Below are 23,924 nucleotides of genomic sequence, written 5' to 3' on the forward strand. Positions count from 1 at the left end.
AGTGGGTGGGGGGAATGGTCAGTGGGAAGTGGTCAGTGGTGAGTGGGAAAAGGCGGAAGGGCAGCAGGCCCGCTCGCCCCTGCCCCTCCGCGCTGGTGGCTGGTCGCTGGAAGCTGGCCGCTCACCTCACCTTCGTGCCGCTCGGCAGCTCCAGCCGCGTGCCGACGAGGTCGAGGTGGCCGTGCTCGTCCTCGGCGGCCAGAATCATGCCCTGCGACTCGATGCCGCGCAGCTTGGCGGGTTTGAGGTTGGCGACGAGCACGACCCGGCGGCCCACGAGGTCTTCGGGCGCGAACCACGGGCGAATCCCGCTGACCACGGTGCGCGTCTCTTCGCCCAGCTTCACGGTCAGCTTGAGCAGCTTGTCGGCTTTAGGCACCGCTTCGGCCTCCACGACTTCCGCGATGCGGAGGTCGACCCGTGCGAAGTCGTCGATGGAGATGAGGTCCCTGGCGGGGGCGGCGGGCTGCGGGGCGGGCTGGGGCGTGTCAGGGGTTTGGGTCATGGGCGTCTTCGCTTTCTTGGGGGGAGTCTTGGCGGGGGCGGCAGGAGCGTCTCCGGCGGTCTCCGGCTTGGGAAAGAGGACCGGGCCTCCGGGCACAGCGGTTCCGGCAGGGGTCAGCCCCCAGGCCGCCGCGAGGGGATAGCTCTGCCCGGCCAGGCCGAGCTGGGCGCGGAGTTCCTGAGCTTTGGCCGGAATCACGGCCTCCAGCGCCACGCTCGCCACCCGCAGGCCCTCGGCGGCGGTGTACAGCACGGTATCGAGCCGCCGCCCCGTCGCCTCGGACTTCGCCAGCGTCCAGGGGGCACTCTCTGCGATGTAGCGGTTGAGGTCGCGCACGAAGTTCATCGCGGCCTCAATCGCCATGTTGACCTTGAGGTCATTGACCAGCCGCAGCACCTCGCCGGGGAGGGCCAGGGCCGCCGCTTCTATCTCGTGCTCGCGTTCGCCGGGTTCGTGCGCCTGCGGCAGGATGCCGCCCCGGTACTTCCCAATCATGCTGACTGTGCGCGAGAGCAGATTGCCCAGGTCGTTGGCGAGGTCAGAGTTTAGCCGCGACACCAGAATGCCTTCCCCGTAGGGGGTGTCGGCCCCCAGCGACGCCTCGCGCAGCAGCGTGTAGCGGATGGCGTCGGCGGGGTACTTCGCCGCCAGTTCTTCTGGGTCGAGCGCGTTGCCCAGGCTCTTGCCCATCTTGCGCCCGTCCTCGGCGAGGATATGGCTGTGCACGACCAAGCGGCGGTAGACCGGCAGCCCCGCCGCCCGCAGCATGGTGGGCCAGAAGACCGCGTGCGGCTTGAGGATGTCCTTGCCAATCACGTGCCACGCGCTGCCGATGGTGTCCTCACTCAGGCCGTGGCTGACCGGGCCGGAGACATAGTTCAGCAGCGCATCAAACCACACGTAGGTCACGTGGTCGGGGTCCCAGGGCAGCTCGATGCCCCAGGGCACCCGCGCTTTGGGGCGGCTGATGGAGAGGTCGCCGATGGGTTCGCGCAACATCTCCAGCACCTCATTGCGGTACCCGGCGGGGCCGATGAAGTCGGGGTTTTGCTCGATGTGCTCCAGCAGCCAGGCCTGATACTTCTCCATCCGGAAGAAGTAGTTGGCCTCGCGCCGCCGCTCTGGGGGGTCTTTGTCGCCGGGGAAGCGGCGCACGCCGTCCGGCCCCTCGATGAGTTCTTTTTCGGTGACGTAGCGCTCGGCCCCCACCGAGTACAGGCCCTCGTACTCGGCGAAGTAGATGTCGCCCGCGTCGTAGACCCGCTGCAAAATCTCCTGCACGTAGCGCTTGTGGCGGTCTTCGGTCGTGCGGATGAAGTCGTCGTAGCTGATTTCGAGGCGGTCCCACAGGCCCCGGAAGCCCCGCAGCGCGAGGTCATCCACAAAGGCCTGTGGGGTCTGCCCGCCCGCCGCCGCCGCCTTGGCGATCTTCTCGCCATGTTCATCGGTGCCGGTCAGGAAGTGCACCCGGTCCCCGGCGAGGCGGCGGTAGCGGGCGATGGCGTCGGTCAGAATCTTTTCGTAAACGTGCCCGATGTGCGGCAGACCGTTGGCATAGTCAATGGCGGTCGTGATGTAGAAGTTGGGCGGCTCGGCCCCCGTTGGTCTGGTCATGCTCGGCTCTCTCCCCCCGCCCGGCACGCTCTGATTCTCACAGAGGGGAGCCGGGCAACCCCGTCAGGATACGGAAAAATGGGGCAAAGAGGGGAGGGGCGCTCTCGGCCCCGTCACCTTTCCCCCGGTCGTGGCCCTGGCCCGGCCCCTAGAATCGGCGCGTGCCAGGAACCTCGCTCCCATTCATTCTCCCCGTCCGTGGGGACGCCTGTTCGCCTGCCCGCCGCGCCGCCGGGGACCAGCGGGGGGCAGCCCGATGATTGCCTACCTGAAGGGGACTGTGCGCGAGGTCCGCGAGGCGAGCGCCGTGGTCGTGGCCGGGGGGGTGGGCTACGAGGTCCACTGTCCGGCGTCCACCCTGGGCAAGCTCGTGGTGGGCGAGGAAGCCGAACTCAACATCCGGCACGTCGTGCGCGAGGACGCGCAGCTCCTGTTTGGCTTCAGCGACGCCGATAGCCTGCGCCTCTTTGACCTCCTGACCGGCGTGAGCGGGGTGGGGCCAAAGCTGGGGCTGGCGCTGCTCTCGGCCATGCCGCCCTCGGCACTGGCCCAGGGCCTGCTCGCAGGGGACGTGAAGCTGCTCTCCAGCGTGTCGGGCGTGGGCAAGAAGACCGCCGAGCGGCTCGTCCTCGAACTCCAGAACAAGGTGCCCGAACACCTCGCCGCCGGACCAGCGGGGGGCGGCGCAGGGCGGGCGGCGGCCCCCCCCGCTTCGGCGGCGGGGCGGGACGCCACCGAAGCGCTGCTCGCGCTGGGCTTCCGCGAGGCGCAGGTGCGGGCGGTGGTCGCCGAACTGCTCGCCGCTGACCCTACCCAGAGCGCCGACGCCCTCATTCGCAAGGGCTTGGGCCGCCTGCGCTAGGGCGGGGCCGGGCTGCATCTTCTTGCAGCTTGCCCGTATACTTACTCGCCATGACGCCGGACGCCCCCCCCCGCCTGACTCCCGATACCCTGCCGCCCCCGGTGATGGCCGGGCGCGACTTTCTGAGCAATCTCGACATGACGCCGGAGGAACTGCGGGCCGTGTTGAACACCGCCCACTCCATGCGCCGGGGCGAGTGGCGGGACGTGAAGCCCTTGGCGGGCCTCAGCCTCGCGCTGATTTTTGAAAAGGCCAGCCTGCGGACCCGCACCACCTTCGACGTGGGCATGTACCAGCTCGGCGGACACGCCATCACCCTCAGCAACCAGGAAATCGGCCTGGGCACCCGCGAGCGCGTCAGCGACGTGGCCCGCAACCTCGAACGCTGGGTGGATGGGGTGATGGGGCGGGTGTATCTCCAGCAGACCCTCCAAGAACTCGCCGACCACGCCGCCATTCCGGTCATCAACGGCCTCTCGGACATGTTGCACCCCGCGCAGCTTCTCGCCGACTACCAGACCATCGAGGCAGAGTTTGGCCCCGACCTGCGCGGGCGGCGGGTAGTGTATCTCGGCGACGGCAACAACCTCGCCAACAGCCACATTCACATGGGCATCCTGACCGGAACCGCCGTGACGGTGGTCACCCCGGTGGGCTACGAGCCGAACGCGGGCGTGCTGATGGACGCGGTCAAGGCGGGCGTAGAGGTCACCCTGACGAACGACCTCGCCGCCGTCGAGGGGGCCGACGTCCTGTACACCGACGTCTGGATTTCGATGGGGCAGGAGGCCGAAGCCGACATCCGCCGCCGCGCCTTTCGCGGCTATCAGGTCACGCCCGCGATGCTGGAGACCATCGCCCCGCACGGCATCTTCTTGCATTGCCTCCCCGCCCACTATGGCGAGGAGACGGTCCCCGAAGCGACCGAACACCCCAAAAGCCGCGTCTTCGACCAGGCCGAAAACCGCCTGCACGCGCAAAAGGCACTGCTCTATCACCTCATGGGCGCGATGAAGCCGCGCTGGTGACAAAAAAATATACAATGTCAGAAGGAGGTGTCGTGTCATGGCAGAGACGGTCAAGGTTGGCCGAGCTTACCGGGTAGTCCTGCCCGCCGAGTTTCGGGAAAGGCACGGGCTGACGGAGGGGGAAACCCTGACCGCTGAGCTGGACGGAGACCGCCTGATTCTGACGCCCCTGCGGGTGCGGCAGCAGGCCATTCAGGCAAAGTACGCGGGCCGTTTTCCCGGCTTGCTGGAGGAGTTCATCACCGAGCGTCACGCCGCGGCAGAGCGCGAGTGACGCTTTTCGCACCGGTGGTCCTCGATGCCAGCGCTGTCATGACATTCCTGCTGCGCGAGGAGGGCTGGCAGGCGGTGCAGGGCAGGCTGGCAGGTGCCCTTCTCAGCAGCATCAACCTGTGCGAGATTGCCAGCAAGTTCGCGGAAAAGGGTGAACGCCCGGATGACGTTTTGCGTGACGTGGCGGCCCTCGAAGTGCTGACCATCCCCTTTACCGCCGCGCACGCCCTGACCACTGCCGAGTTGCGTCCTCAGACCCGCGCCCTGGGGCTGAGCCTGGGCGACCGCGCCTGCCTTGCGCTGGGGCTAGAGCGGGGGGCTATGGTCCTCACTGCCGACCGCGCTTGGGCGGCCCTGCCCGCGCCGCACCGGGTCGAGGTGATTCGGTAGCGCCGCGATGGGGAGGGTGGCCAGAGGACGCAGCCCCGTGGAGGGTGAAGCTCGTTCGGCATCGGCCCCCTCCCCCCGCAGGTGACCCCACCCCGAGTGACCTCGCGCCGCTGGTGCGGCTTTGTTACGGAGACCGACTGACATGACCCCCCGCATCTTTATCGACGGAGAAGCCGGAACGACCGGCCTGCAAATCCGCGCCCGGCTGGAGGGCCGCCGCGACCTCGAAGTGCTCCGCATCGACCCCGCCCGCCGCAAGGACCCGGAGGCTCGGCGCGAACTCCTCAACCGCGCCGATGTCGCCATCCTGTGCCTCCATGACGACGTGGCGCGGGAGGCCGCAGCGATGATCGAGAACCCGGCCACGCGGGTGCTCGACGCGAGCAGCGCCCACCGCACGGCCCAGGGGTGGGCCTACGGTTTTCCCGAACTGACCTCGCGGAGCCGGGACGAGATACGTGCCGCCCGCTTCGTCAGCAATCCCGGCTGCTACGCGACCGGGGCGGTGGCCCTGCTGCGCCCGCTCACCGACGCGGGCCTGTTGCCGCCCGACTTCCCCCTCAGCGTGCAGGGCTTTTCCGGGTACTCCGGCGGGGGGCGGGCGCTGGTGGACGCCCATGAGGGGCGCGCCCATCCCAATGAACCCAGTCATCCGATGGCGGGGCCATTTAAGAGCTATGCCCTCACCCTCACCCACAAGCACCAGCCGGAGATGGCGCGGCACGGCGGCCTCCGCCAGCCGCCCCTCTTCACCCCCCACGTCGGTGGTTGGCGGCAGGGGATGCTGGTCCAGATTCCGCTGCACCTGGGGCCGCTCGGCGTGACGGCGGCGCGGCTGCATGGGGCCTTGGCCGACCACTACGCCGGGGAACGCTTCGTGCGGGTCATGCCCTTCGAGCACGGCCAGCCCGCCGAAGCCATCCTCGACCCGCGGGCGCTCAACGGGACCAATGAACTGGAGCTGTTCGTCTACGCCAGCCCCGGCGGGGAGCATGCCCTCCTCGTCTCGCGGCTGGACAACCTCGGCAAGGGGGCGAGCGGGGCGGCGGTGCAGAACCTCGACGTGATGCTGGGGCTGGAGGGAGCCGGGCACGGGTACGGGGTGCCGGAGGGGAGCTGACCGTCAGTCTTCGGCGAGGTGGGATGTGACCTGAATCTCCCCGTAGCACTCTTCTTGCTCGGCGCTGAAGGCCCCCTCCTTGACGCCCTCCAGCAGCGCGGCGAAGTAGGTCGTGCGCTCGCCCCAATCCCCCGCCGGAATGCCCCCGAAGGTGAAGGTCCGCAGCCGCCGCCCAAAGGCCCGCAGCGCCCCCAGCGCGTCCGCTAAGCTCAGGCGCTCACGCGAGAGTAGGGGCACCTCAACCTGCCGCACCGCATTCTGCGCGGCCTTCACCAGTCGGGCGAGGCTGCGGGCGGGCTGCGCGGGGCGCTCGCGGCGGGGGAGGTCCAGGGGGACCGGGCGGGCCGGAATCAGGCCCTCGCGCTCGCGGCGGCGGGCCGCCAGAAAGCCCACCAGCGCGTCGAGTTCGGCGAGCGCCTCGACCCCCTCGACGAGGTCATCCAGCGGGTCCGGGTCCCACCCGCCCCCAGGCGCGGGGTCCGGCTCCGGGGCGGGCAGCAGGAGCCGTGCCTTAAGGGCAATCACGCTCGCCAGCGCGGGCAGGGCTTCGGCGTGCCCTTCTGCCCCCTGCGCCCGCGCCCACGCCAGCACCTCGTGGGTGAGGGCGAGGAGGCCCACCTCGCCCGGCTCCACCCGCCCCGTGCGCAGGGCCGAGGCCAGCTCCGCGAGGCTGCCCCCGAAGGTCGGGAGCCGCACCACGAAGCTGACGGGGGGGGGTGGGGCGAGGGTAGTCACGTTCCTAGCGGAGCTTCAGGAAGCCGACTTTCTCCCGCACTTCCTCCATGACGGGTTGGGCGATGGCGCGGGCTTCCTTGGCCCCCTGCTCCAGCGCGTCGCGCACGAAGTTGGGGTTGGCCCGCAGGTCGGCGGCCCGCGCTTGCAGCGGCTCCAGCTCGCGCCGTACGCCCTCCATCAGCATCTTTTTGCAATCCACGCAGCCGATGCCCGCGCTGCGGCAGCCCGCGTACACCGTCTCCAGGGTGGGCTGGTCAGAAAAAAGCTTGTGATAGTCCCCGATGAGGCACTTGTCGGGGTCGCCGGGGTCGGTGCGCCGCACGCGGGCGGGGTCGGTGGGGGCCACGCGCACCTTCTGCCAGATGGAGTCCAGCGGTTCGAGAATCCCCAGGGTGCTCCCCTCGCCCTTGCTCTTGCTCATCTTGCCGTGGCCGTCCACGCCCGGAATCCGCAGGGCGTCCTTGGCGTACACGGCCTTTGGCTCCGGGAACGTCTCGCCGTAAGCATGGTTGAACTTGCGGGCGATTTCACGGGTCAACTCGATGTGCTGGGTCTGGTCCTCGCCGACGGGCACGGTGTCGGCCTTGTACAGCAGGATGTCGGCGGCCATCAGGACCGGATACATCAGCAGGCCCGCCGGAACACTTTCCAGTTCTCCCGCCTTGTCCTTGTACTGGGTCATGCGCTCCAGCTCGCCCACCGGGGTGATGGCCGTAAAAATCCAGCTCAGCTCCTGATGCTCCGGCACCATCGACTGCACGAAAAAGGTGACCTTGCTGGGGTCGAGGCCCGCCGCGAAGTTGGCGACCGCCATCTCGAAGGTGCGCTCCGCGAGCTGAGCGGGGTCATAGGCGGCGGGGTTGGTGATGGCGTGCAGGTCCACCACGCAGTAGATGGAGTCCTTGCCGTACGCCTCCCCCAGCCGCACATAGTTCTTCATCGCTCCAAAGTAGTTGCCGATGTGGGGGTCCCCGGTTGGCTGGATTCCTGAAAAGACGCGCGGCATATCGGGAGGGATTCTAGCGGGCGGGAAGCAGGAAGCCGCCCGCGCCGCCCGGCGGGACATGGGAGAAGGGCGGCCCTCCGGTCTGGAGAGCCGCCCCTGACGAATGCCCCGTCGGCCGTTACTCGTTGGCCGGGGTCCCGTTTTCGGTAGCGGGAGCGCTGTCGTTGTCGTTGGCGCTGTCGGTGGCGTTGTTGGGGGTGCTGCCCTCGTCGCCGCTGCCCTGCTGGGAAGCGGGGGCTGGGGCTGCCGCGGCCACGCGCTTTTCCTGCGCGTCCAGCACGGCCTGGAGGTTGTTCTTGGGCTTGAGCTTGGCGACCTGTTCTTGCAGGAACTTCTGTCCGGCTTCGACCTGCTTGGTCGCCAGCAGTTGGTCACGAATCTGCTCGCGCACCGCCGTGAGGGGCTGGGTGACGGCGGGGCGCAAGCCCGTCACGTAGGCCACCACGTAGCGCTCGCCCACCTTGACCACGTCGCTGACGCGGCCTTCCCCGGCAGCCTTGAGGGTGTTGGCCCCGAAGACGGCGGCCTCGACTTCTTCGCCCAGCGAGCCGCTGCCCGCGCTGACCTCTCCGCGCTCAGAAACGGTGCCGCCCGCCCGCGCCGCCGCCCGCACCAGGTCGCCGCCCGCGAAGCTCTGGCGGAAGGCGCTGGCCTTTTGCTGGTTCGGGAAGCTGACTTCGGCCACGGTCGCGCTCGCCGGGGTCTCGAACTGCGAGCGGTTCTGGGTGTAGTAGGCCTGAATCTCGGCGTCCGTGACCTTCACGTCGCGCCCGCCGTAGGCGACCAGCCCGGCGGCCTGCTCTTGGCGGCTGCCCGTCAGCGGCAACTTGAGGTTTTGCGCGACCCGCGGGGCGGCGTAGGCCTGAATGAGCTGCTCGGTGATTTGCGGCTTGAGCAGGCCGTTGACAAGCTGCCCGGCTTGCTCGGCGGGCACCTGCCCCAGCAGCGACGTGAACTGCTCGTTTTGCACGACCTGCTCGACGACCGCCGAGTAAGGAATCTTTTCTCCGGCCACTTCCGCGACCGTCGGGTTCTCGGCCTTCCAGTTGGGGTCGCTGACCTCCACCTTGGCGCTTTGCTCCAGGCCGCTCAGCCACTCCTCGACGGCGCGGTTTTTCTTCTGCTCGGCGACCGTCTTTTCGGCGTCGGCCTTGGCCTGCTCGAAGGGCTTGACGGTGGGCGCGAGGTACTTCTCGACCTTGACGATGTAGAACTTCCCGCCGCTTTCGACCACGTCGGTGACGCCGCCTTCCGTCAGCGCAAAGGCCGCTGCGCCCACCTCGCTCGGCAGCGCGACCTGCGCGACCGGGCGGGGCTGGCCGTTTTCGATGGGGCCGAGTGCCCCGCCCCGGTCCGCGAACTGGGAGCTGTTCTGGCGAGCGAGCGCCGCGAAGTCGGCCCCGCCGCGAATCTGGCGCAGCAGGGCTTCGGCCTTGGCCTTGTCCGCCACCACAATCTGGCGGCCCACAATGCGGGCGTCCGTCTGGAAGCTCTCCGGGTTGAGGTCGTAATACAGGCGCACCTCGGCGTCGGTCGGCGCGGGGGCCGCCTCCTTAATCTGCTCGACCTTGCGGTTCACGGCAAGTTGGTCGCGGACTTGAGCGCGGAAGGTAGCGTCGGTGAGGCCCACCCGCGCGAGGGCGTCGGTCCAGGCCTTGTTGTCGGTGAGGCCGTTGGAGGAACGAATCTTGTCGACTTCCGCGTTGACGTCCGCCCGGCTCACCGCGATGTCTTTCGCCGCCTGCCGCAGCACCACCTGCCGGGTCTGCTGCGCGACCACGTAAGCCTTGAAGTCGTCGGCGAGCACGCCGCTTTGGGCGCTTGACAGCACCGGATTGCTCTGGCGCAACGCTTCGAGATCCTGCACGGTCACGGTTTCGCCGTTGACGGTCATGGCCGGCGTGCCCTTGGTGCCGCCGCCAAAGAGCGACCCCACATTGGGCGTGAACTGGTAGGCCATGCCCACCACCAGCAGCAGGGCGAGCACACCCAGCAAGACGTTGAGGGCTTTTTTGTTCTTCACTTGAACTCCTTGGGGGAAGGTGCTAGGGTACCTGCGCTATGCACTCGTAGCTCAGGTGGATAGAGCGTTGGCCTCCGGAGCCAAAGGTCACAGGTTCGAGTCCTGTCGAGTGCGCCACCCAAGTCCAGCCCCCTGCGGGCACCTAGGCACCACCCTGCGGGGTGGTGTTTTGTTGATGTCCCGCACCGAGAGGTTCGGCCAGGGCGGGCAGCGGTCCGGAGATACGGCACGCGGGCGAGTCTAGCACGTTTGCCGAAGGGCACATGAAGGCAAAAAACGCGGCCTGGGCGACATTTTTCCGGCCTTTCTCATGCCCGGTGTACCCTGGAGGCATGGACTTGTTTTCGCTGCTGACCCGCTTGCCCGGCTCGTACGCCGGACCCACCCGGCCTGAACCCGGCCCCTACGGCCTGATTGGAGTGGGGGAGGGTGCGCTCGCCGCCCACCTCGCGGCGGCCCTGCTGCCCGCCACCCTGACGCGCGCGGGCACCCAGTTCGTCGTGTCCAGTGCGGACGCTCAGGATGCCGCCCGCGACTACGCCGACCTCGCGGAGGTGGCGGGGGCGGGCGTGCGCCGGGTGAGCACTGGAGGCGTCCCCGACGACGTCGACGTGCTCGTGCCGGGCGGCGTGACCGCGACCTACCACGCCGCCCAGTACCTCGCCCACGCTTCCGGCCACGCACGGGAGGCTGCAGAAGCCGAAGCGCTCTTGGCGGCGCTGCGCGACCAGTGCGCCCCGGAGGTCACGGAGGGCAACCCCGCCCGCGACCTCGCGTGGGCGCTGTGGGGCCGCACGCCCCTGCTGCTCGCCGCCCCCGACGCCGAGGCGCTGCCCCACGCCTGGCAATCCTTGCTCGCACGGGTCGGCAAGACGCTCGCCGTGCCCGTGTTGGGGGACCCCCTCGCGGTGGCGACCGGGGCTTTCGAGGCCCAGCACGAGAAGGGAGACGCCAAGGTTGCCCTCATTCTCGGCGACCCCGACCCCACCCTGCACGTCGTGCGCGAGGTGCTGGAGTCACGGGTAGACGAGGTGCAACACGTGCCCTTTCCCCAGGCTGAGGGCGGCGCGGCCCCCAGCGGGTACGCGGGCAGCCTCGCCCTGTGGTACTTCGGGGCCTGGGTGTCGGCCTACCTCGCCGAGCGCTACGGCGTTCAGCCCGCCGACCCCCCCGTGTTGGCCCGCGCCCAGGCGGTGCTCGCCGGGGAGGAGAAGGCCCCGCCGAGTGCCGCCGCGGACCGCCCGGCGCACGACGGCTCAGCCGCCGAGGATGAGGACGAGGACGAGCCGGAGGCTTGAGGGGGGTGCCGCCCCGGTCAATCGGCGGCGGCGAGAGCGGACGCGAGCGCCGGGGCGCTGCCGGGCGCTTCGGCCAGGCCCAGGAGATGATGGACGGCGGCGCTCCAGCCCTCGTCATCGAGCACCCGGTAGAGGTGTGCCCACTGCCAGTCGCGGTAGGCGTCGGCGGCGGCGGCCCGGTTCGCCTCGTCCGCGGTGGGCTGAAGGTGCGCCGGGGTGAGGCGGCCTTCTAGCTCGCTCAGCGTCTTGGGTCCCAGGGCAAAGGCCACCCGGCCCCCACCCAGCCACCGCCGCAAGCTGGCCTCGTCGGGCAGTGAGTAGAGAATCAGCTCTCCGCCGGGATGCGGGTCTCCGGCGGGCACCAGTCGGAGGCCCGGCACTTGAGCGGCGAGGTAGGCCGCGACCGCGCCGTCGGCATAGGCGCTCGCTCCGGTCCGCAGGTGCTCGATGCCTGCGCGGGGGTCGAGGCGCGGCACCGGGGCCGGGGCCGGGGCCGCCGCCAGGCTCAGCGGCCCCGGAGGCCGCAGCGCCCGCCCCTGCCACTCCAGCCGCGTCTGCCCGCGCCATTCGCCCTGCACGAGGTGGGTGGCGAGGTCGTGCTCGCCGCCAGCGGCCCGCGTCTCGCCGTGCTTGATGCCGCGCAGCCCGCCCGCCCAGAACTGCAAGCTCGTGCGCTTGCCCCCCACCAGCCGGGTGCCCGACAGCGGCAGACGGACATGCCACAGCGGGGCCTCGTGCCCGGTGCCAAAGGGTTCGAGGGCCGCTGCCTCCTGCGCGAGGTTCCCGGTCGCCGCCAGGGCGGGCAGCGGCGCGTCCAACGGCCACGCCGGAACCGGGCGCGGAAACTGCCGCACGTAGCGGTGCAAGCGGTCTCGCAGGGCCGCAAAGTTGGCCTCGTCCAGTGAGAACCCCGCCGCGCCAGGATGCCCTCCAAAGCGCTTCAACAGGTCCCGGCTTTGCCGCAGGCCTTCTACCGCGCTGATGCCCGGCGTCGAGCGCACCGACCCCTTGCCCTGCGCGACGATGTACACCGGGCGGTAAAAGGTCTCCAGGAGCTTGCTCGCGACGATTCCCATCACGCCCGCGTGCCAGTCGGGGTGGGTGAGCACGAGCGCCGGGTCGTCGGGGTCAGCCAGGGCGAGGGCCTCGGCGTACATCCGGTCTTGCAACACCCGCCGCTCGCCGTTGCGCGACTCCAGGTAGGTCGCCAGCGTCTGCGCCCGGTGCTCGCTTTCCGTGAGCAGGAGGTCGAGCGCGAGGTCGGCCTCACCCAGCCTCCCCGCCGCGTTCAGCAGCGGCGCGAGCAAAAAAGCCACGTCGCGGGCGCTGGGCCGCTCGACCTTTTTGGTCCGCAGGAGGGCGCGCAAGCCCGGCAGCTCGGTGCCCGCCAGCTCCGCGAGGCCCCGCCGCACCAGCGCCCGGTTTTCGCCCACCAGGGGGGCCACATCCGCCACGGTGCCCAGCGCCGCCAGTGCCGTGAGGGAGGTGGGTGCGGGGAGGCCCAGCGCCCCGTGCACCGCCCAGAGCAGGTGATAGGCCACTCCCGCCCCGGTCAGGTTGTGAACCTCCGGGTCATAGTCCGCCGTCTCGTGGGGGTGGACCACCAGGGTGGCGGGGTAGTCGGGGCCGGGGGCGTGGTGGTCGGTCACGATGACCTCGACCCCCCGCGCCAGTAGCGCCGCGACCTCCTCCAGGTTGGTGACCCCGCAGTCCACCGTGACCAGGAGGTCGCAGGCGGCGGCATGTTCCTCGACCCGGTCGGGGTGAATCCCGTAGCCCTCCCGCAGCCGGTGGGGGATAAAGCCGTGTACCTCGGCCCCCAGCGCCCGCAGGCCGCGCACCAGGGTGGCGGTGGCGGTCACGCCGTCGGCGTCGTAATCGCCGTGAATGCGCAGGCGCTTTCTGGCCCGCACTGCCGTGACGATGCGCCGCGCTGCCTCGTGCAGGGCCGGGTTGGGGGTGGGACGCAGCGGCGGCTCCAGCCGCGCCGGGGTCAGGCCGCGTCCGTGCAGCACCTGCGCGAGCGGTGCCGAAACGCCCCAGGTCCGCATGGTCTCCAGCAGCGCTTCCCGGCTGGCGGGAGGAGCCAGCACCCAGCGGGCTTCCGGGAGGGGCGGAATGGAGCGGCTCACGCTTCCTCCGGGGCGGGGGCAGCGGGTGGAGGGACGGTGCCCAAGCGGGCTTGCAGGGCCGCCGTGAGCCGCTGTTCGAGCTGTGCCCGTTCGCGCCGCGCCCGCCCCTGCCGCCACGCCGAGCGCCACAGCGGGGGCAGCAGCAGCAGGGCCATATACCCGGCCCCCAGGCCAGCAAACAGCACGACTGCCCCCCCCAGGGGCAGCAGCGCCTCGCCCCGGCCCAGCGGCAGAGGCAGACGCACGGGCACCGGATTCTCCAGCGCGACCAGCAGCAGGTACGCCCCCAGCGCGAGCAGCAGCAGCACCTGAATGAACTGCACGAGTCGCATGGTTCAGAGTTTACTGCGCGTGACCCGCGTCCCCACCCGCAATAAAAAAGGCCCCCCGGAGGGGACCCTTTTGCTGCTCGTGACTCAGAAGTAGAACTTCAGACCAGCGCGGACGGCGGGCGCAAAGCCACGGTCGTTGGGGTTGGTAGTGCCTTCGAGGGCGCCCGTCCCCTTGTTGCTGAGGTAGTAGCGGCCATTGCCTTCCACAAAGGCGGCGATGGAGTTGGTGACCTGGAAGTCGACGCCCACGAGCGCGTTGACGTAGGTGTCGGTCGTGTTGGTGTTCGTGTTGGCCCGCGAGGTGCTGCTCGTGAGGCCCAGGCCCACCCCGGCGTAGGGCTGGATGTTGGTGCCGGTGTTCAGGCCCACGGTGGCATTCACATCTGCCGAGAGGGCGTTACGGCCCGGCTTATAGTCCGCCGAGACGCGGGCACCGAAGGGACCGACCAGCGAGGTGGTGCCCACCATGCCGCCGAAGCTGGCGCAGTAGTTCACGGCCCGGCCACCTGCCCGCGGGAGGTAGCAAGGCCCATTGCCCGCAGAGCTGGCCCCGACCGAGATGCCCGCGTACAGGTCGCCGCGGGTCACGCCGTTGGCCGCGCCGCTCGGCGTCTCGCCGATCACGACGGTGGTGGGGGGCGTCACGATGGTGGTGGTGCCACCCGTGCTCGGAACAGTCTGGTTGGTTTGGTTGAGGCGAGCTTCCAGCGCCGCGATGCGAGCTTCGAGGGCCGTCGTGTTGGCCGCTGCACCGGCGGGACCCGCCGGGCCTGCCGGACCCTGGGGACCCTGAGGCCCCGCAGGAATGTTGCGGATGGCCGTTTCCAGAGCGTCGATGCGGGCAGTCAGGGCCGCGACATCGGCCCCCGCAGTTCCGGCGGTGCCCAGAGCGTTGATGCGCTCTTCCAGGGCGGCGATGCGGGCCTGCTGCTCGGCGCTCAGGCGCTCCAGGTCGGTGACGCGGGTGCTGATGGCGGCCAGTTCGGTGGCGACTTCCTGCATCCCGGCGGTGATGGTGGCGAGGTCACTCTGGCTGAGGGTGGCGTTGCTCAGCGCCCCGCTCTGAAGCAGGCGGTAGAAGATAAGTGCGGCTTCGTAGCGGGTGATGTTCTGGTTGCCACGGAAGGTGCCATCCGGGTAGCCCTGAATCAGGCCGCGCTGCACGAGGAGGTCCACCGCATCCTTCGCCCAGTGTCCGGCGGGCACATCGGTAAAGTTCACAACCTGCGAGGTCGTGGTGGTCGTCGTTGTGCTGGTCTGGGCGCTGGCAGCTCCCACAGCGAGAGCCAGGGTCGAAGCAAACATCAAGGACTTGCGCATAGTTCTCCTTTGACACGCAGGTGCGGCTGGTCCGCCCCCGCTGCACGGCCTCACCGCAGGAAGACGCCGTGAGGACGCCATGAACTGTAACCCCCCGCGCCATTGGGCGCATGATGGATTCTTCTCAGAAAGCTCAAGTTGACGCTTTGTCTCAAGTTCAGATGAGAAAACCCCACCACCCTATGAGGAAGCTGACGCGGTCCTCAGGCGGGATGGGGCAAGGGGCGGGGGGTTGCCCCCAGGGGCGTCCCTATACTGCCCCCATGAGTCAGATTCACCTGCGGGCCGAGCCGGGCGACGTTGCAGAGTATGTGCTGCTTCCGGGAGACCCAGGTCGGGCGCGGCGCATCGCCGAAACCTATCTGGAAGACGCCCGCCTGTACACCGAGCACCGGCAGTTGCTGGGCTTTACGGGCACCTACCGGGGCGTACGCGTGAGCGTGCAGACAACCGGAATGGGCTGCCCCAGCGCGGCCATCGTCGCGGAGGAACTCGCCCGGCTGGGCGCAAAGACCCTGCTGCGGGTGGGGACCCTGGGCGGGGCCACCCCCCGCGTGGGACCGGGCGAGCTGGTGATTGCCACCGCTGCCGTGCCGGGCGACGGCACCACCCGGCAGATGCTGGGCGGCGCGCCCTATGCTCCGGCGGCCAGCTTCGAGGTCGTCGAGGCGGCGGTGGCGGCGGCCCGCACGTTGGGGGTGCCGCATCACACGGGTCTCATCATGACCGAGGACGCCTTCTATGCCAGCACCCCCGAACACGCCCGGTTGTGGGCCTCCCGCGGGGTGCTCGGCTTCGAGATGGAAGCGAGCGCGGTCTTTTTGGTGGCGGCCCAGCACGGGCTGCGGGCAGGGTGCCTGACCGCGTGCAGCAACGATATCGGGGACCCGCAGCTCGTGCCCGACGAGGTGCTCGCGGGGGGCGTTGACCGCATGGTGCGGACGGCGCTAGAGGCCGTGGTGCGGCTCGCCGGGGCCGAAGCCCGCTGACCCGCCCCGCCGGGCGTGGCAGGATGAACCCATGACGATGCTCGACGAGATTGAGTTCCACAACATCCAGCTCGCTCAGCACGGCCCCCTCGCGGTGCTGACGGTGAGCCGCCCCAAAGCGCTCAACGCCCTCAATGCGGACACCCTCAGCGAACTCTCTCAGGCGCTCGACGCGGTCGTCGACGTGCCCGAAATCGGTGCCCTCATCGTGACCGGGGGCGGCGACCGGGCGTTCGTGGCGGGGGCCGACATCAGCGAACTGGCCGAGCTGGAGGACGTCTATCAGGGCCGCGAACTCGCCCTCGCTGGACAGGACGTCATGCAGACGGTCGCCAACCTGCCCATTCCCACCATCGCCGCCGTGAACGGCTTTGCGCTGGGGGGCGGCCTGGAACTCGCGCTCGCCTGCGACGTGCGGGTGGCCTCGCCGGGGGCGCGGCTGGGGCTGCCCGAAGTCTCGCTGGGCCTGATTCCCGGTTTCGGGGGCACCCAGCGCCTTGCCCGCCTGATTGGGGCGGGTCCGGCCCTCGACCTGATGCTCACCGGGCGGCAGGTCACGGCAGAAGAGGCCCTGCGGTTGGGCCTGGTGAACTACGTCGCCGACGACCCCCTGCAAAAGGCCCGCGAGGTCGCCGAGCAGATGGTGCGCCACGCCCCTATTGCCCTCTCGCTCGTCAAGGAAGCGGTGCGCCGGGGGCTGGATACCTCGCTCGAAGCGGGCCTAGAGATAGAGGCGGACCTCTTTGGGATGCTGGTCGCGACCAAGGATTTCCGCGAGGGCACCTCGGCCTTCCTCGCCAAGCGCAAGCCGGAGTTCCGCGGTGAGTGAGGCGGGGCGGGGGGAGCCGCAAGAGGAGCGCCCCGCACACCCGGCGGGCGACTCCAAGTTCACCCTCAGTGTGGCGGGGGGCGACCTGCAGGACGTCGAAGGCCGCCACAGCGAGGGGGCCGTGCTCGACACCGCGCCCCCGCCCACACCCGCAGAGGGGGCTGAGGGCACGGCGGGCGCGCGCGTCGAGTTCGCTACCCCCCGCGCCAAGCTGATTGCCGAGGCGCACGCCGCCATCTCCGCCGACCTTCAGCATGCGCCCAGGGCGCTCGCGGCGTACGAGGCCCTGCGCGGCGACCCGGAGGCCCTCGCCCACTGGGACATGGCGAACTACATCACCATGCGCAAGCTGGGCTACAACGACCACGGGCGGGTTCATGCCTTTATCACCGGGGCAGCGAGCATGGCCATCACCGAGCTGCTGCTGGAGGCGGGGGTGCGGCCCGACATCATGGAGTCGGGGGTGGGCGACGCCGACGACGTCTTCTTGGCCGTGATTCTGGGCACGATGCTCCATGACATCGGCAACCAGATTCACCGGGTGGGCCACGAGGCGCACGGGGTCGCGCTCGCGCTGCCCATCTTGGAGCGCATCCTCGGCCCCATCTACCCCGACCCCTTCAAGCGAACGAAGGTGCGCTCCTTTATCTTGGGATGCATCACCTGCCACGACCTCAGCCCGGTGCCCCTCACCCTGGAGGGCGGCATCACGGCGGTCGCGGACGGCACCGACATCACCAAGGGGCGCGGGCGCAAGGCCTTTGCCCTCGGCAGCGTGGACATCCACTCCATCAGTGCCCTCGCCGTTGACCAGGTCGTCATTGAGCGCGGGCGCAACAAGCCCGTGCTCATCAACGTGACCATGAACAACTCTGGCGGCATCTTTCAGGTCGAGGAGGTGCTCGCGCCCAAGGTCATCCGCACGCCCATGCAGCCCTATGTCGAGCTGCGGGCCACCACCCGCACCGAGGGCGACGAGCAGATTTTGCGCCGGGTGCGCCTCGACGGTGACCATTTCGTGATGGATTTGGAGGGCGGCGAGCGGGTCGTCGCGCCCGTAGAACCCCGCCGCGAGCAGGTGGCTCAGGCCGTCGCCGAGGCAATAGATACGGGGAATCCGTCTTAACCGTTCTTCCGGCTCCACATCCCCCCGGCGGCCCCCGCCGCTACACTGGCCGCGTGAAGAGGGGGTACGCCATCGCCGTTTCCGCCGCCGCCTTGCTGGGCGGCGCGCTCGCTATGGGTCTGGCCGCCGGGGATGCGGGCCGTCTCGCGCCGGGCCTCTCGGTGGGGGGCGTGCCCGTCGGGGGCCTCACGCCCGCCGAAGCCCGCGCCCGGCTGGCCGACCGGCCCCCGGCGGTGCCGCAGGTAACGGTGCAGGCCGCAGAACGGACCTGGACCCTCCCCGCGACCCGCCTGGGCTGGCAGCCCGACCTGGACGCAAGCGTCGCGGCGGCGGTGCGGGTGTCGGGCGAGCGCGACCTGTGGCAGAGGGTGCGCGGGTGGATGGGTCAGGCCCCCACCCAGGAGCTGCCCTTAGCGGCGCGGGCCGACGAGGCACGGGCGCGGGCGGCCCTCGAAGCCCTCACCCGTGACCTCGCCGCCCAGCCGCGAGACGCCGTCATCTTTTTCGACAAGGTGGCCCGCCGCTACGCCCTCAAGCCCGACCAGCCGGGCCGCCGCCCCAATGCCGCCGCCGCCGCCCGCGCCTATGCCGCCGACCCCAGCCGCACGCGCCTGCTCCTGCCCGTGACCGAGTGGCCCGCCCGCGCCACCGCCGCGCAACTCCGGCCCCATGTCGAGCGCGGCAACCGCCTGATGCGGCCCCTCACCGTGACGTTGCAGGGCACGGACAGCAGGGGGACGCTGACCGCCCTGCAGGTCGCAGACCTCTACTGGGTCCGCGAGCGCGGCATCGAACCCGACGAGAAGACCCTGCGGGCCGCCTTTGACCGCCTGACGGACGCCGTAGACCGCCCCGCGCAAAATGCCCGCTTTCGGCTGGAGGGCGGCCAGCTCGTGAAGGTGCGGGAGCAGGCGGGCCGCGTCACCGACCGCCAGGTCGCCTACGCCGCCTTCCGCGAGGCCGTGCTCGACCCCGCCGTCACCTCGGTGGTGTTGGCGTCCAAGCCCAGCCGCCCCACCCTGCGCCTCGCCGACCTGCCCATTCCGGAGCAGCTCGAACTCATTGCGTCGGGCACCAGCACCTACCACGGCAGCAGCCGCGAGCGCCGGGTCAACGTGGCGGTGGCCGCCCAGAAGCTTCACGGCTACGTGGTGCCCCAGGGCGGCGAGTTCAGCTTTCTCTCGGCGGTGGGCGGCATCACCCCGGAGAACGGCTTCGTGGGCGGTCTGATTATCAGCGGGGGCCGCACGGTGGAGGGCCTGGGCGGGGGCGTGTGTCAGGTCTCGACGACCGCTTTCCGGGCGCTGTACCGGGCGGGCCTGCCCGTGCTGGAGCGGCACCAGCATTCCTACCGGGTGGGCTACTACGAGCCGGAGGTGGGCTTTGAGGCTGCCGTGTACGACCCCGGCCTCGACCTGCGGCTCAAAAACGACACGAATGGCCCCCTCTTTATCGCCACCAAGAACGACGACGCCAACAGCCGCCTGGAAGTGCAGGTGTGGGGCATCAAGCCCCCGCGCACGGTCACCGTCAGCCCCGCTGTCATCCACCGCTACACCCCGCACCCGCCCGCGCAGTACGTCGTCAACCCGCAGCTTGCCCCCGGTGCGGTTCGGCAGGTGGACTGGGCCAAAGATGGCTACGACCTCTCCATCACGCGGACCATCCGCGACGCGTCGGGCACCCGCACCGACCAGACCAAGACGAGCTACCAGCCGTGGCGAGCGGTGTACGAGGTGGGGCCGAGGTAGGCCCCCTCCCCCTACAGCTCCGCCCAGAACGCCCGCAAATCCGGCGCGAGGGGCGCTTCTGCCGCGAACTGGGTGCTCGCCCAGGGAAAGGCGATGCGGGCCGCGTGCAGCGCTTGCCGGGGCAGCAGCAGTCGCCGGGTGAGTTCGGGCGTCTGGCCTTCCTCCATGAAATCGAGAAAGGCTTGCGGGTCGCGCCCGTAGATTTTGTCGCCCACCATCGGCAGGCCCAGGTGTGCGAGGTGGGCACGGATTTGGTGCAGCCGCCCCGAACGCGGGTACGCCTCCAGCAGGGTCAAGGCCCCCCGGCGCTCCAGGACTCGGAAGTCGGTCACGGCGGGCTTGCCATCCGGCACAACGGCCTGCCGAATGACGATGCGGTTGCCGCCCCCCAGCCCCAGGTCACCGAGGGGTGCGTCCAGCGTGGTCCGCTCCCAGGGGGGCGACCCGTGCACGATGGCCCAGTACGTCTTGCCGACGAGGTGCTCTTTGAACAGGGTAAAAAAACGCCGCGCCGCGTCCGCGTCCCGCGAAAGCAGTTGGGTGCCGCTCGTCTCGCGGTCGAGGCGGTGCGGGGGGGCGAGGTCCGGCTCGCCCGTCTCGGCGCGCATAAAGCTCAAGACGTCGGGCACGTCGACCCGCGCCCGCACCGGATGGGTCAGCCACAGCGCGGGTTTGTGCACGACGTAAAAGTCGGGGTGCTCGACCAGCACCCGCGGCTTTTCGGTGGGCGGCAGCAGGGGAGCGCGGGCGGTCACGGCGAGCAGGCTAGCAGAGGGGACCTCGCGGGGAAGGGGAAAGGGGAGGCGTACGCTGAAGCGGACGGGGGCAAGGTCTTCCGGGTGACGCCCCCGCAGAGGAGGGATGCGGATGCACGCACAAGACCGCTTCCAAGCACGCCTCCAAGACAAGGTCGCCGTCGTGACGGGCGCGGCCTCTGGCATCGGGTTGGCGACGGCGCAGCTCTTGACGCGGGAGGGCGCGAAGGTGGTGGCTGCCGACTGGAACGCCGAGCGGCTGCAAACCGCTGCCGAGGAGCTGCGCGCGGCGGGCGGCGAGGTCACGCCCTCGCAGGGGGACATCTCCGAGCAAGCGTATGCCGAAGCGCTCATTGACCTCGCCGTCTCGACTTACGGACGGCTCGACGTGCTGGTCAACAATGCCGGGGTGATGGACGACATGGCGGGCGTGGGCGAACTCACGGACGAGGTGTGGACGCGGGTGCTGGCGATCAACCTGCACGGCCCGATGTACACCAGCCGCCGCGCCGTTCGGCAGATGCTGGGGCAGGGCAGCGGCTCTATCATCAACATCGCTTCGACCGCCGCGCTCAGTGGGGGCGCGGCGGGTGCCGCCTATACCACCTCCAAGCATGGTCTGGTCGGCCTGACCCGCTCGACCGCTTGGATGTACGCCCAGCGCGGCCTTCGCTGCAACGCCATCTGCCCCGGTGCCACCAAGACCAACATCACCGAGACGATGCCGCAAGACCGCCTCGACCCCGCCGGAGCCGCCCGCGCCGGGGCGTTTGCAGCGCTTATTCCGGCCTATCTGGAGAGCACCGACATCGCGCAGCTCGTCCTTTTTCTGGCCTCCGACGAGTCGCGCTTCATCAACGGAGCCATCATCCCGGCAGATGGGGGCTGGGCGGTGCTCTAGGCCCGCTTTCTCCGCCCCCGCCCCGGCGGGCGCGGCTGGCCCTGGCTCTCTAGCGTCGGGGCCAGCTCTTGGTACTTGCCCAGCAGCAGGGCCAGGCGCTCGGCCTCCGTGCTGCTCCCCCTGAGGCCATAAAGCGCCTCGACCGCCCGGTCCAGCGCCGCATGTGCCGCCCGCAGCTCGGCGGGCATGAGGATGGGATCGTACAACTGCGCCAGCGTGCTGCGCGGGTACCGGGCGCGGGCCTCCAGCACCTGCTGGGCGGCTTTCTCGACCGCCCTCACCTGCGCGGGCTTCAGCGCCGAGCGGTCCGGCCAGGGGAACGTGTTGTACACAATGTCTTTCGTGTAGCTGTAGCGACTCTCAAGTCGACCACCTACGTAGCGCATCCAGTCCATATGCAGCCGCGATTGGACAATCCCAAAGGTGTACAGGTCGGCGTTCGGCACCATGTAGAGCTTGTTATTGACCACCGTGCCGGAATCGAGATACCCGATGGGGATGTATTCGCGCCGCTCGCTGCTGAAGCCGGGAATGACAAGGTATTGACCTTCTGGGTGCCGATTTTCGCCGAACAGGGCGGGCGTTGCGGCCTTTTTGCGCGTCTGTTCTCGTGTGCTCGACAGCCGCCACTGCCTCACCGCTTCGATGCGCTGGCGGACCTCTGGCAGCCGGGCGAGGTCGGCAGGTTCAGCCCCCTCCAGCCACAGGCAGTAGCGGGTGCCGCCGTTGAGGTAATCCTGGGCGTCGAGGAGGGGCCGAATGAAGGGGGCGGCGGCGGGTTCTTTGGCCAGCAGCTCGGCCCGCTCCTGTTCGGTCAGCAGCAGGTGCCCGCCGTCGAGGGGCATGTTGCCAAAGTGGATGGGGGGCACGCCGCTGCGCAGGGGCTGCCCAGCTTTGCGGACGATGACGGGCGGGCCGTCGGTGAGGTAGGGGGTGATGTGCCCGGCGCGGACCTCCAGCGGGGCGGCGGTGGGGCTGGCGTAGGTAAAGAGGCGGCGCGGGCCTGGGCCGGCTTGGGCGCTCGGCTCGAACTGCACGGTGACGCAGTGCACGGCGGCCTGTCCGGGGGCGTCGTTGGACCATTTGAAGGTGCGGTGGGCGGCGGTGATGGTCTGGCCGTATTGCCCCAGCACGCTGCCCCACAGTGGGGCCACCTGCTCGCCCTGGGTCACCGAGTTGGTGCTGACGAGGGCGGTGGCCACCCGCAGGTGCGGAAAGTCGCGGCGGACGGCTTGCATCAGCCGGGCGGCCCGCACGTACCAGGCGGCCACGTAATCGAGCACTCCGGCATCCCTCACCCCGCCCAGCTCGCGGACCACATAGGCACGCTGGGCGGCGCTCATCTTTTTGCCCCCCACAAAGGGCGGGTTGCCGACGATGTACAGGCGGGCGAGCTGGGGCGCGTCCCGCTCTAGGTTGAGGTGCTCGGCCCAGTCGGTTTCTAGGGCGTCGCCGTGCCGGATGTGGGCGGCTTGCGTAAGCGGCAGGTTGACGAAGTTCTGCCCCAGGGTGCGGCTGGCTTCAATGTTGGCCTGATGGTCGGCCAGCCACATGGCGACGCGGGCAATCTGCGCCGGAAACTCGTCGTACTCGATGCCGTAAAACTGCCCAACATTGACCTTGATTTGGCTGGCGATGTCGAGGACCTGTTGCCCGCCCGCCAGCCGCTCGCGAAACAGCTCGGCGAGGGCGTCCAGCTCTAGCCGCCGCAGCTCGCGGTAGGCCAGCAGCAAGAAGTTCCCGGAACCGCACGCCGGGTCAAGAAAACGCAGCCGGGGCAAGAGGTCCAAGAAGGCTTGCAGCTTTGCCTTGCTGCCCCTGGCGGCCTCGCGCCGCCCTCGCAGCTCGTCGAGAAAGAGCGGCCCCAGCACCTTGAGGATGTTCGCCTCCGAGGTGTAGTGCGCCCCCAGGTTGCGCCGCTCGCGCTCGTCCATGACCGCCTGGAACATCGAGCCGAAGATGGCGGGCGACACCGCGCCCCAATCGAGCGTGCAGGCCTCCAGCAGAATCTGGCGCATCCCCGGCGAGAAATCGGCGAGGTCGATGCGCTCGCGAAACAGCTCGCCGTTGACGTACGGAAAGGCCGCGAGCCACTGGGGGAGGTTGGCCTGGCGGCGCTCTGGCGGCGTGTCGAGCACCTGAAACAGCCGCGCCAGCAGCGCTCCGGTATCCTCGCCGTCCGAACGGGTGTGGTCGGCCAGCAGGTCATAAAAGAGGCCGCGCTCGTCCCACAGGCCCGTATCATCGCCAAACAGCAAAAAGAGCAGCCGCACGAGCAGCACTTCCAGGGCGTGCCCGGTATAGCCGCTGGCCTCCAGCAGGCCGTGCAGCTTGCCCATCTGCCCCGCCGCCCGAACATTGACCGGGTCGGCCTCGCGCCCGTGCCGCAGCTGCTTGCCTATCAGGAAGGCGAAGCGCTCGACCTGCTGGGGCAGCTCGGCGAGAGGAAACTGCCAGGCTTCTGCAGAGGCCACCTCCTGCAAGCGAATCTGCCCGAAGTCCGACACGGCCACCCACTGCGGGCGCTCGTGGGCTTCTAGGGCCGCCACGTAGTCCAGGGCCTGGGCGGTGGCGGCCTCCAGGTCGCGGCCCTTGCTTTTGTGCTCGGCCATAAAGAGGCCCGGCCACAGCAGGTCGATGCGGCCCCGCCCGCTGCCCTTCTCTAGGCCCCTCACCTTGCGCTCAAAGGCGGCCACCCGGCGGCGGTCTATGCCAAACACCTGCAAAAACTCGTTCCAAAAGGTCTGGGCCTCGGCGTTCTCCTGCGTGGCCGTCCCCCAGCGCCCGGCAAACTGGGCGGCGCGGGTGCGAATCTCGTTCCAGGTGAGCATGTGCCCCGGCAGTCTCTCATCCCGGCGGGTCGGGGAGGGGCGCAAGTGATGGGAATGGGGGGGGCGGCGTGCAGGCCAGCAGGGTGCCGAGGGCGGAGACACCG

The 23,924-nt window shown here is 69.7% G+C and carries 20 protein-coding genes and 1 tRNA gene; 12 read left to right on the plus strand and 9 right to left on the minus strand.

The genetic code is table 11. From position 1 onward, the window contains the following. Positions 1 to 121 precede the first annotated feature (121 nt). Positions 122 to 2,119: a methionine--tRNA ligase gene (gene metG / locus H565_RS0111320; protein ID WP_027461137.1), complete on the minus strand. Its 1,998-nt coding sequence runs from the start codon at positions 2,117 to 2,119 to the stop codon at positions 122 to 124. A 256-nt stretch (positions 2,120 to 2,375) separates the two neighbouring features. On the opposite strand from metG, the gene ruvA reads away from it, so the two are divergent. The 5 genes from ruvA to argC all read left to right on the plus strand — a co-directional run bounded on the left by ruvA (position 2,376) and on the right by argC (position 5,792). Beyond that, a complete protein-coding gene (ruvA, locus tag H565_RS0111325) occupies positions 2,376 to 2,981 on the plus strand; it encodes a Holliday junction branch migration protein RuvA (protein ID WP_027461138.1) in 606 nt (201 codons plus the stop codon). A 104-nt stretch (positions 2,982 to 3,085) separates the two neighbouring features. Then, the gene (gene argF / locus H565_RS0111330) at positions 3,086 to 4,009 is read left to right on the plus strand and encodes an ornithine carbamoyltransferase (RefSeq protein ID WP_027461139.1); all 924 of its coding nucleotides are present in this window, start codon (positions 3,086 to 3,088) and stop codon (positions 4,007 to 4,009) included. Positions 4,010 to 4,046: 37 nt separating this feature from the next. Then, positions 4,047 to 4,283, plus strand: coding sequence for an AbrB/MazE/SpoVT family DNA-binding domain-containing protein (locus H565_RS15185; RefSeq protein ID WP_034409309.1), 237 nt, complete (start codon positions 4,047 to 4,049; stop codon positions 4,281 to 4,283). Further along, complete coding sequence (locus tag H565_RS0111340; RefSeq protein ID WP_027461140.1) at positions 4,280 to 4,672, plus strand: type II toxin-antitoxin system VapC family toxin; 393 nt, start codon at positions 4,280 to 4,282, stop codon at positions 4,670 to 4,672. The genes H565_RS15185 and H565_RS0111340 overlap by 4 nt, the downstream gene beginning before the upstream one ends. 142 nt (positions 4,673 to 4,814) lie before the next feature. Continuing rightward, complete coding sequence (gene argC / locus H565_RS0111345) at positions 4,815 to 5,792, plus strand: N-acetyl-gamma-glutamyl-phosphate reductase (protein ID WP_027461141.1); 978 nt, start codon at positions 4,815 to 4,817, stop codon at positions 5,790 to 5,792. A gap of 3 nt (positions 5,793 to 5,795) precedes the next feature. Here argC and H565_RS0111350 read toward each other — a convergent pair whose 3' ends face one another. The 3 genes from H565_RS0111350 to H565_RS0111360 form a co-directional block, all read right to left on the minus strand. After that, entirely contained in the window at positions 5,796 to 6,527 is a 732-nt protein-coding gene (locus tag H565_RS0111350; RefSeq protein ID WP_027461142.1) for a segregation and condensation protein A, read from the minus strand. 4 nt (positions 6,528 to 6,531) lie between these two features. After that, positions 6,532 to 7,533, minus strand: coding sequence for a tryptophan--tRNA ligase (trpS, locus tag H565_RS0111355; protein WP_027461143.1), 1,002 nt, complete (start codon positions 7,531 to 7,533; stop codon positions 6,532 to 6,534). A 118-nt stretch (positions 7,534 to 7,651) separates the two neighbouring features. Next, complete coding sequence (locus H565_RS0111360) at positions 7,652 to 9,556, minus strand: peptidylprolyl isomerase (protein WP_027461144.1); 1,905 nt, start codon at positions 9,554 to 9,556, stop codon at positions 7,652 to 7,654. Positions 9,557 to 9,596: 40 nt separating this feature from the next. On the opposite strand from H565_RS0111360, the gene H565_RS0111365 reads away from it, so the two are divergent. Together H565_RS0111365 and H565_RS15190 are read left to right on the plus strand one after the other, a co-directional pair. Continuing rightward, positions 9,597 to 9,673: transfer RNA gene (locus H565_RS0111365), tRNA-Arg, on the plus strand. Between the two features lie 215 nt (positions 9,674 to 9,888). Further along, on the plus strand, positions 9,889 to 10,854 hold the full coding sequence (locus H565_RS15190; protein ID WP_051363569.1) for an SIS domain-containing protein: 966 nt from the start codon (positions 9,889 to 9,891) through the stop codon (positions 10,852 to 10,854). Between the two features lie 17 nt (positions 10,855 to 10,871). On the opposite strand, the gene H565_RS0111375 is transcribed toward H565_RS15190, so the two are convergent. The 3 genes from H565_RS0111375 to H565_RS0111385 form a co-directional block, all read right to left on the minus strand. Beyond that, positions 10,872 to 12,986: a single-stranded-DNA-specific exonuclease RecJ gene (locus H565_RS0111375; RefSeq protein WP_027461145.1), complete on the minus strand. Its 2,115-nt coding sequence runs from the start codon at positions 12,984 to 12,986 to the stop codon at positions 10,872 to 10,874. Beyond that, positions 12,983 to 13,318 carry a LapA family protein gene (locus H565_RS0111380; protein WP_027461146.1) on the minus strand — a complete coding sequence of 112 codons (336 nt, stop codon included), beginning with the start codon at positions 13,316 to 13,318 and terminating at the stop codon, positions 12,983 to 12,985. Before H565_RS0111380 ends, H565_RS0111375 begins: the two co-directional genes overlap by 4 nt. 84 nt (positions 13,319 to 13,402) lie before the next feature. Beyond that, entirely contained in the window at positions 13,403 to 14,638 is a 1,236-nt protein-coding gene (locus H565_RS0111385) for an S-layer homology domain-containing protein (RefSeq protein ID WP_027461147.1), read from the minus strand. A gap of 263 nt (positions 14,639 to 14,901) precedes the next feature. Here H565_RS0111385 and H565_RS0111390 point away from each other — a divergent pair, with 263 nt between their 5' ends. The 4 genes from H565_RS0111390 to H565_RS0111405 are packed head-to-tail and all read left to right on the plus strand — an operon-like array spanning position 14,902 to position 19,333. Next, positions 14,902 to 15,627, plus strand: a complete 726-nt coding sequence (locus tag H565_RS0111390) for a phosphorylase family protein (RefSeq protein ID WP_027461148.1) — start codon at positions 14,902 to 14,904, stop codon at positions 15,625 to 15,627. Between the two features lie 31 nt (positions 15,628 to 15,658). Further along, positions 15,659 to 16,456 (plus strand): enoyl-CoA hydratase-related protein, encoded by a 798-nt coding sequence (locus H565_RS0111395; RefSeq protein WP_027461149.1) that lies wholly within the window; start codon positions 15,659 to 15,661, stop codon positions 16,454 to 16,456. After that, positions 16,449 to 17,582, plus strand: coding sequence for a phosphohydrolase (locus H565_RS15195; protein WP_425387407.1), 1,134 nt, complete (start codon positions 16,449 to 16,451; stop codon positions 17,580 to 17,582). Before H565_RS0111395 ends, H565_RS15195 begins: the two co-directional genes overlap by 8 nt. A 53-nt stretch (positions 17,583 to 17,635) precedes the next feature. Next, positions 17,636 to 19,333 (plus strand): VanW family protein, encoded by a 1,698-nt coding sequence (locus H565_RS0111405; RefSeq protein ID WP_027461150.1) that lies wholly within the window; start codon positions 17,636 to 17,638, stop codon positions 19,331 to 19,333. A gap of 11 nt (positions 19,334 to 19,344) precedes the next feature. On the opposite strand, the gene H565_RS0111410 is transcribed toward H565_RS0111405, so the two are convergent. Next, positions 19,345 to 20,088, minus strand: a complete 744-nt coding sequence (locus H565_RS0111410) for an RluA family pseudouridine synthase (protein WP_027461151.1) — start codon at positions 20,086 to 20,088, stop codon at positions 19,345 to 19,347. Positions 20,089 to 20,200: 112 nt separating this feature from the next. Between H565_RS0111410 and H565_RS0111415 the strand changes: the two genes are divergently transcribed. Next, a complete protein-coding gene (locus H565_RS0111415) occupies positions 20,201 to 20,989 on the plus strand; it encodes a glucose 1-dehydrogenase (protein ID WP_034409376.1) in 789 nt (262 codons plus the stop codon). On the opposite strand, the gene H565_RS0111420 is transcribed toward H565_RS0111415, so the two are convergent. Beyond that, positions 20,986 to 23,820, minus strand: coding sequence for a DNA methyltransferase (locus H565_RS0111420; RefSeq protein WP_034409312.1), 2,835 nt, complete (start codon positions 23,818 to 23,820; stop codon positions 20,986 to 20,988). The genes H565_RS0111415 and H565_RS0111420 overlap by 4 nt on opposite strands. Positions 23,821 to 23,924 lie beyond the last annotated feature (104 nt).

The sequence above is a fragment of the Deinococcus murrayi DSM 11303 genome (genome assembly GCF_000482805.1).
Lineage (GTDB): Bacteria > Deinococcota > Deinococci > Deinococcales > Deinococcaceae > Deinococcus > Deinococcus murrayi.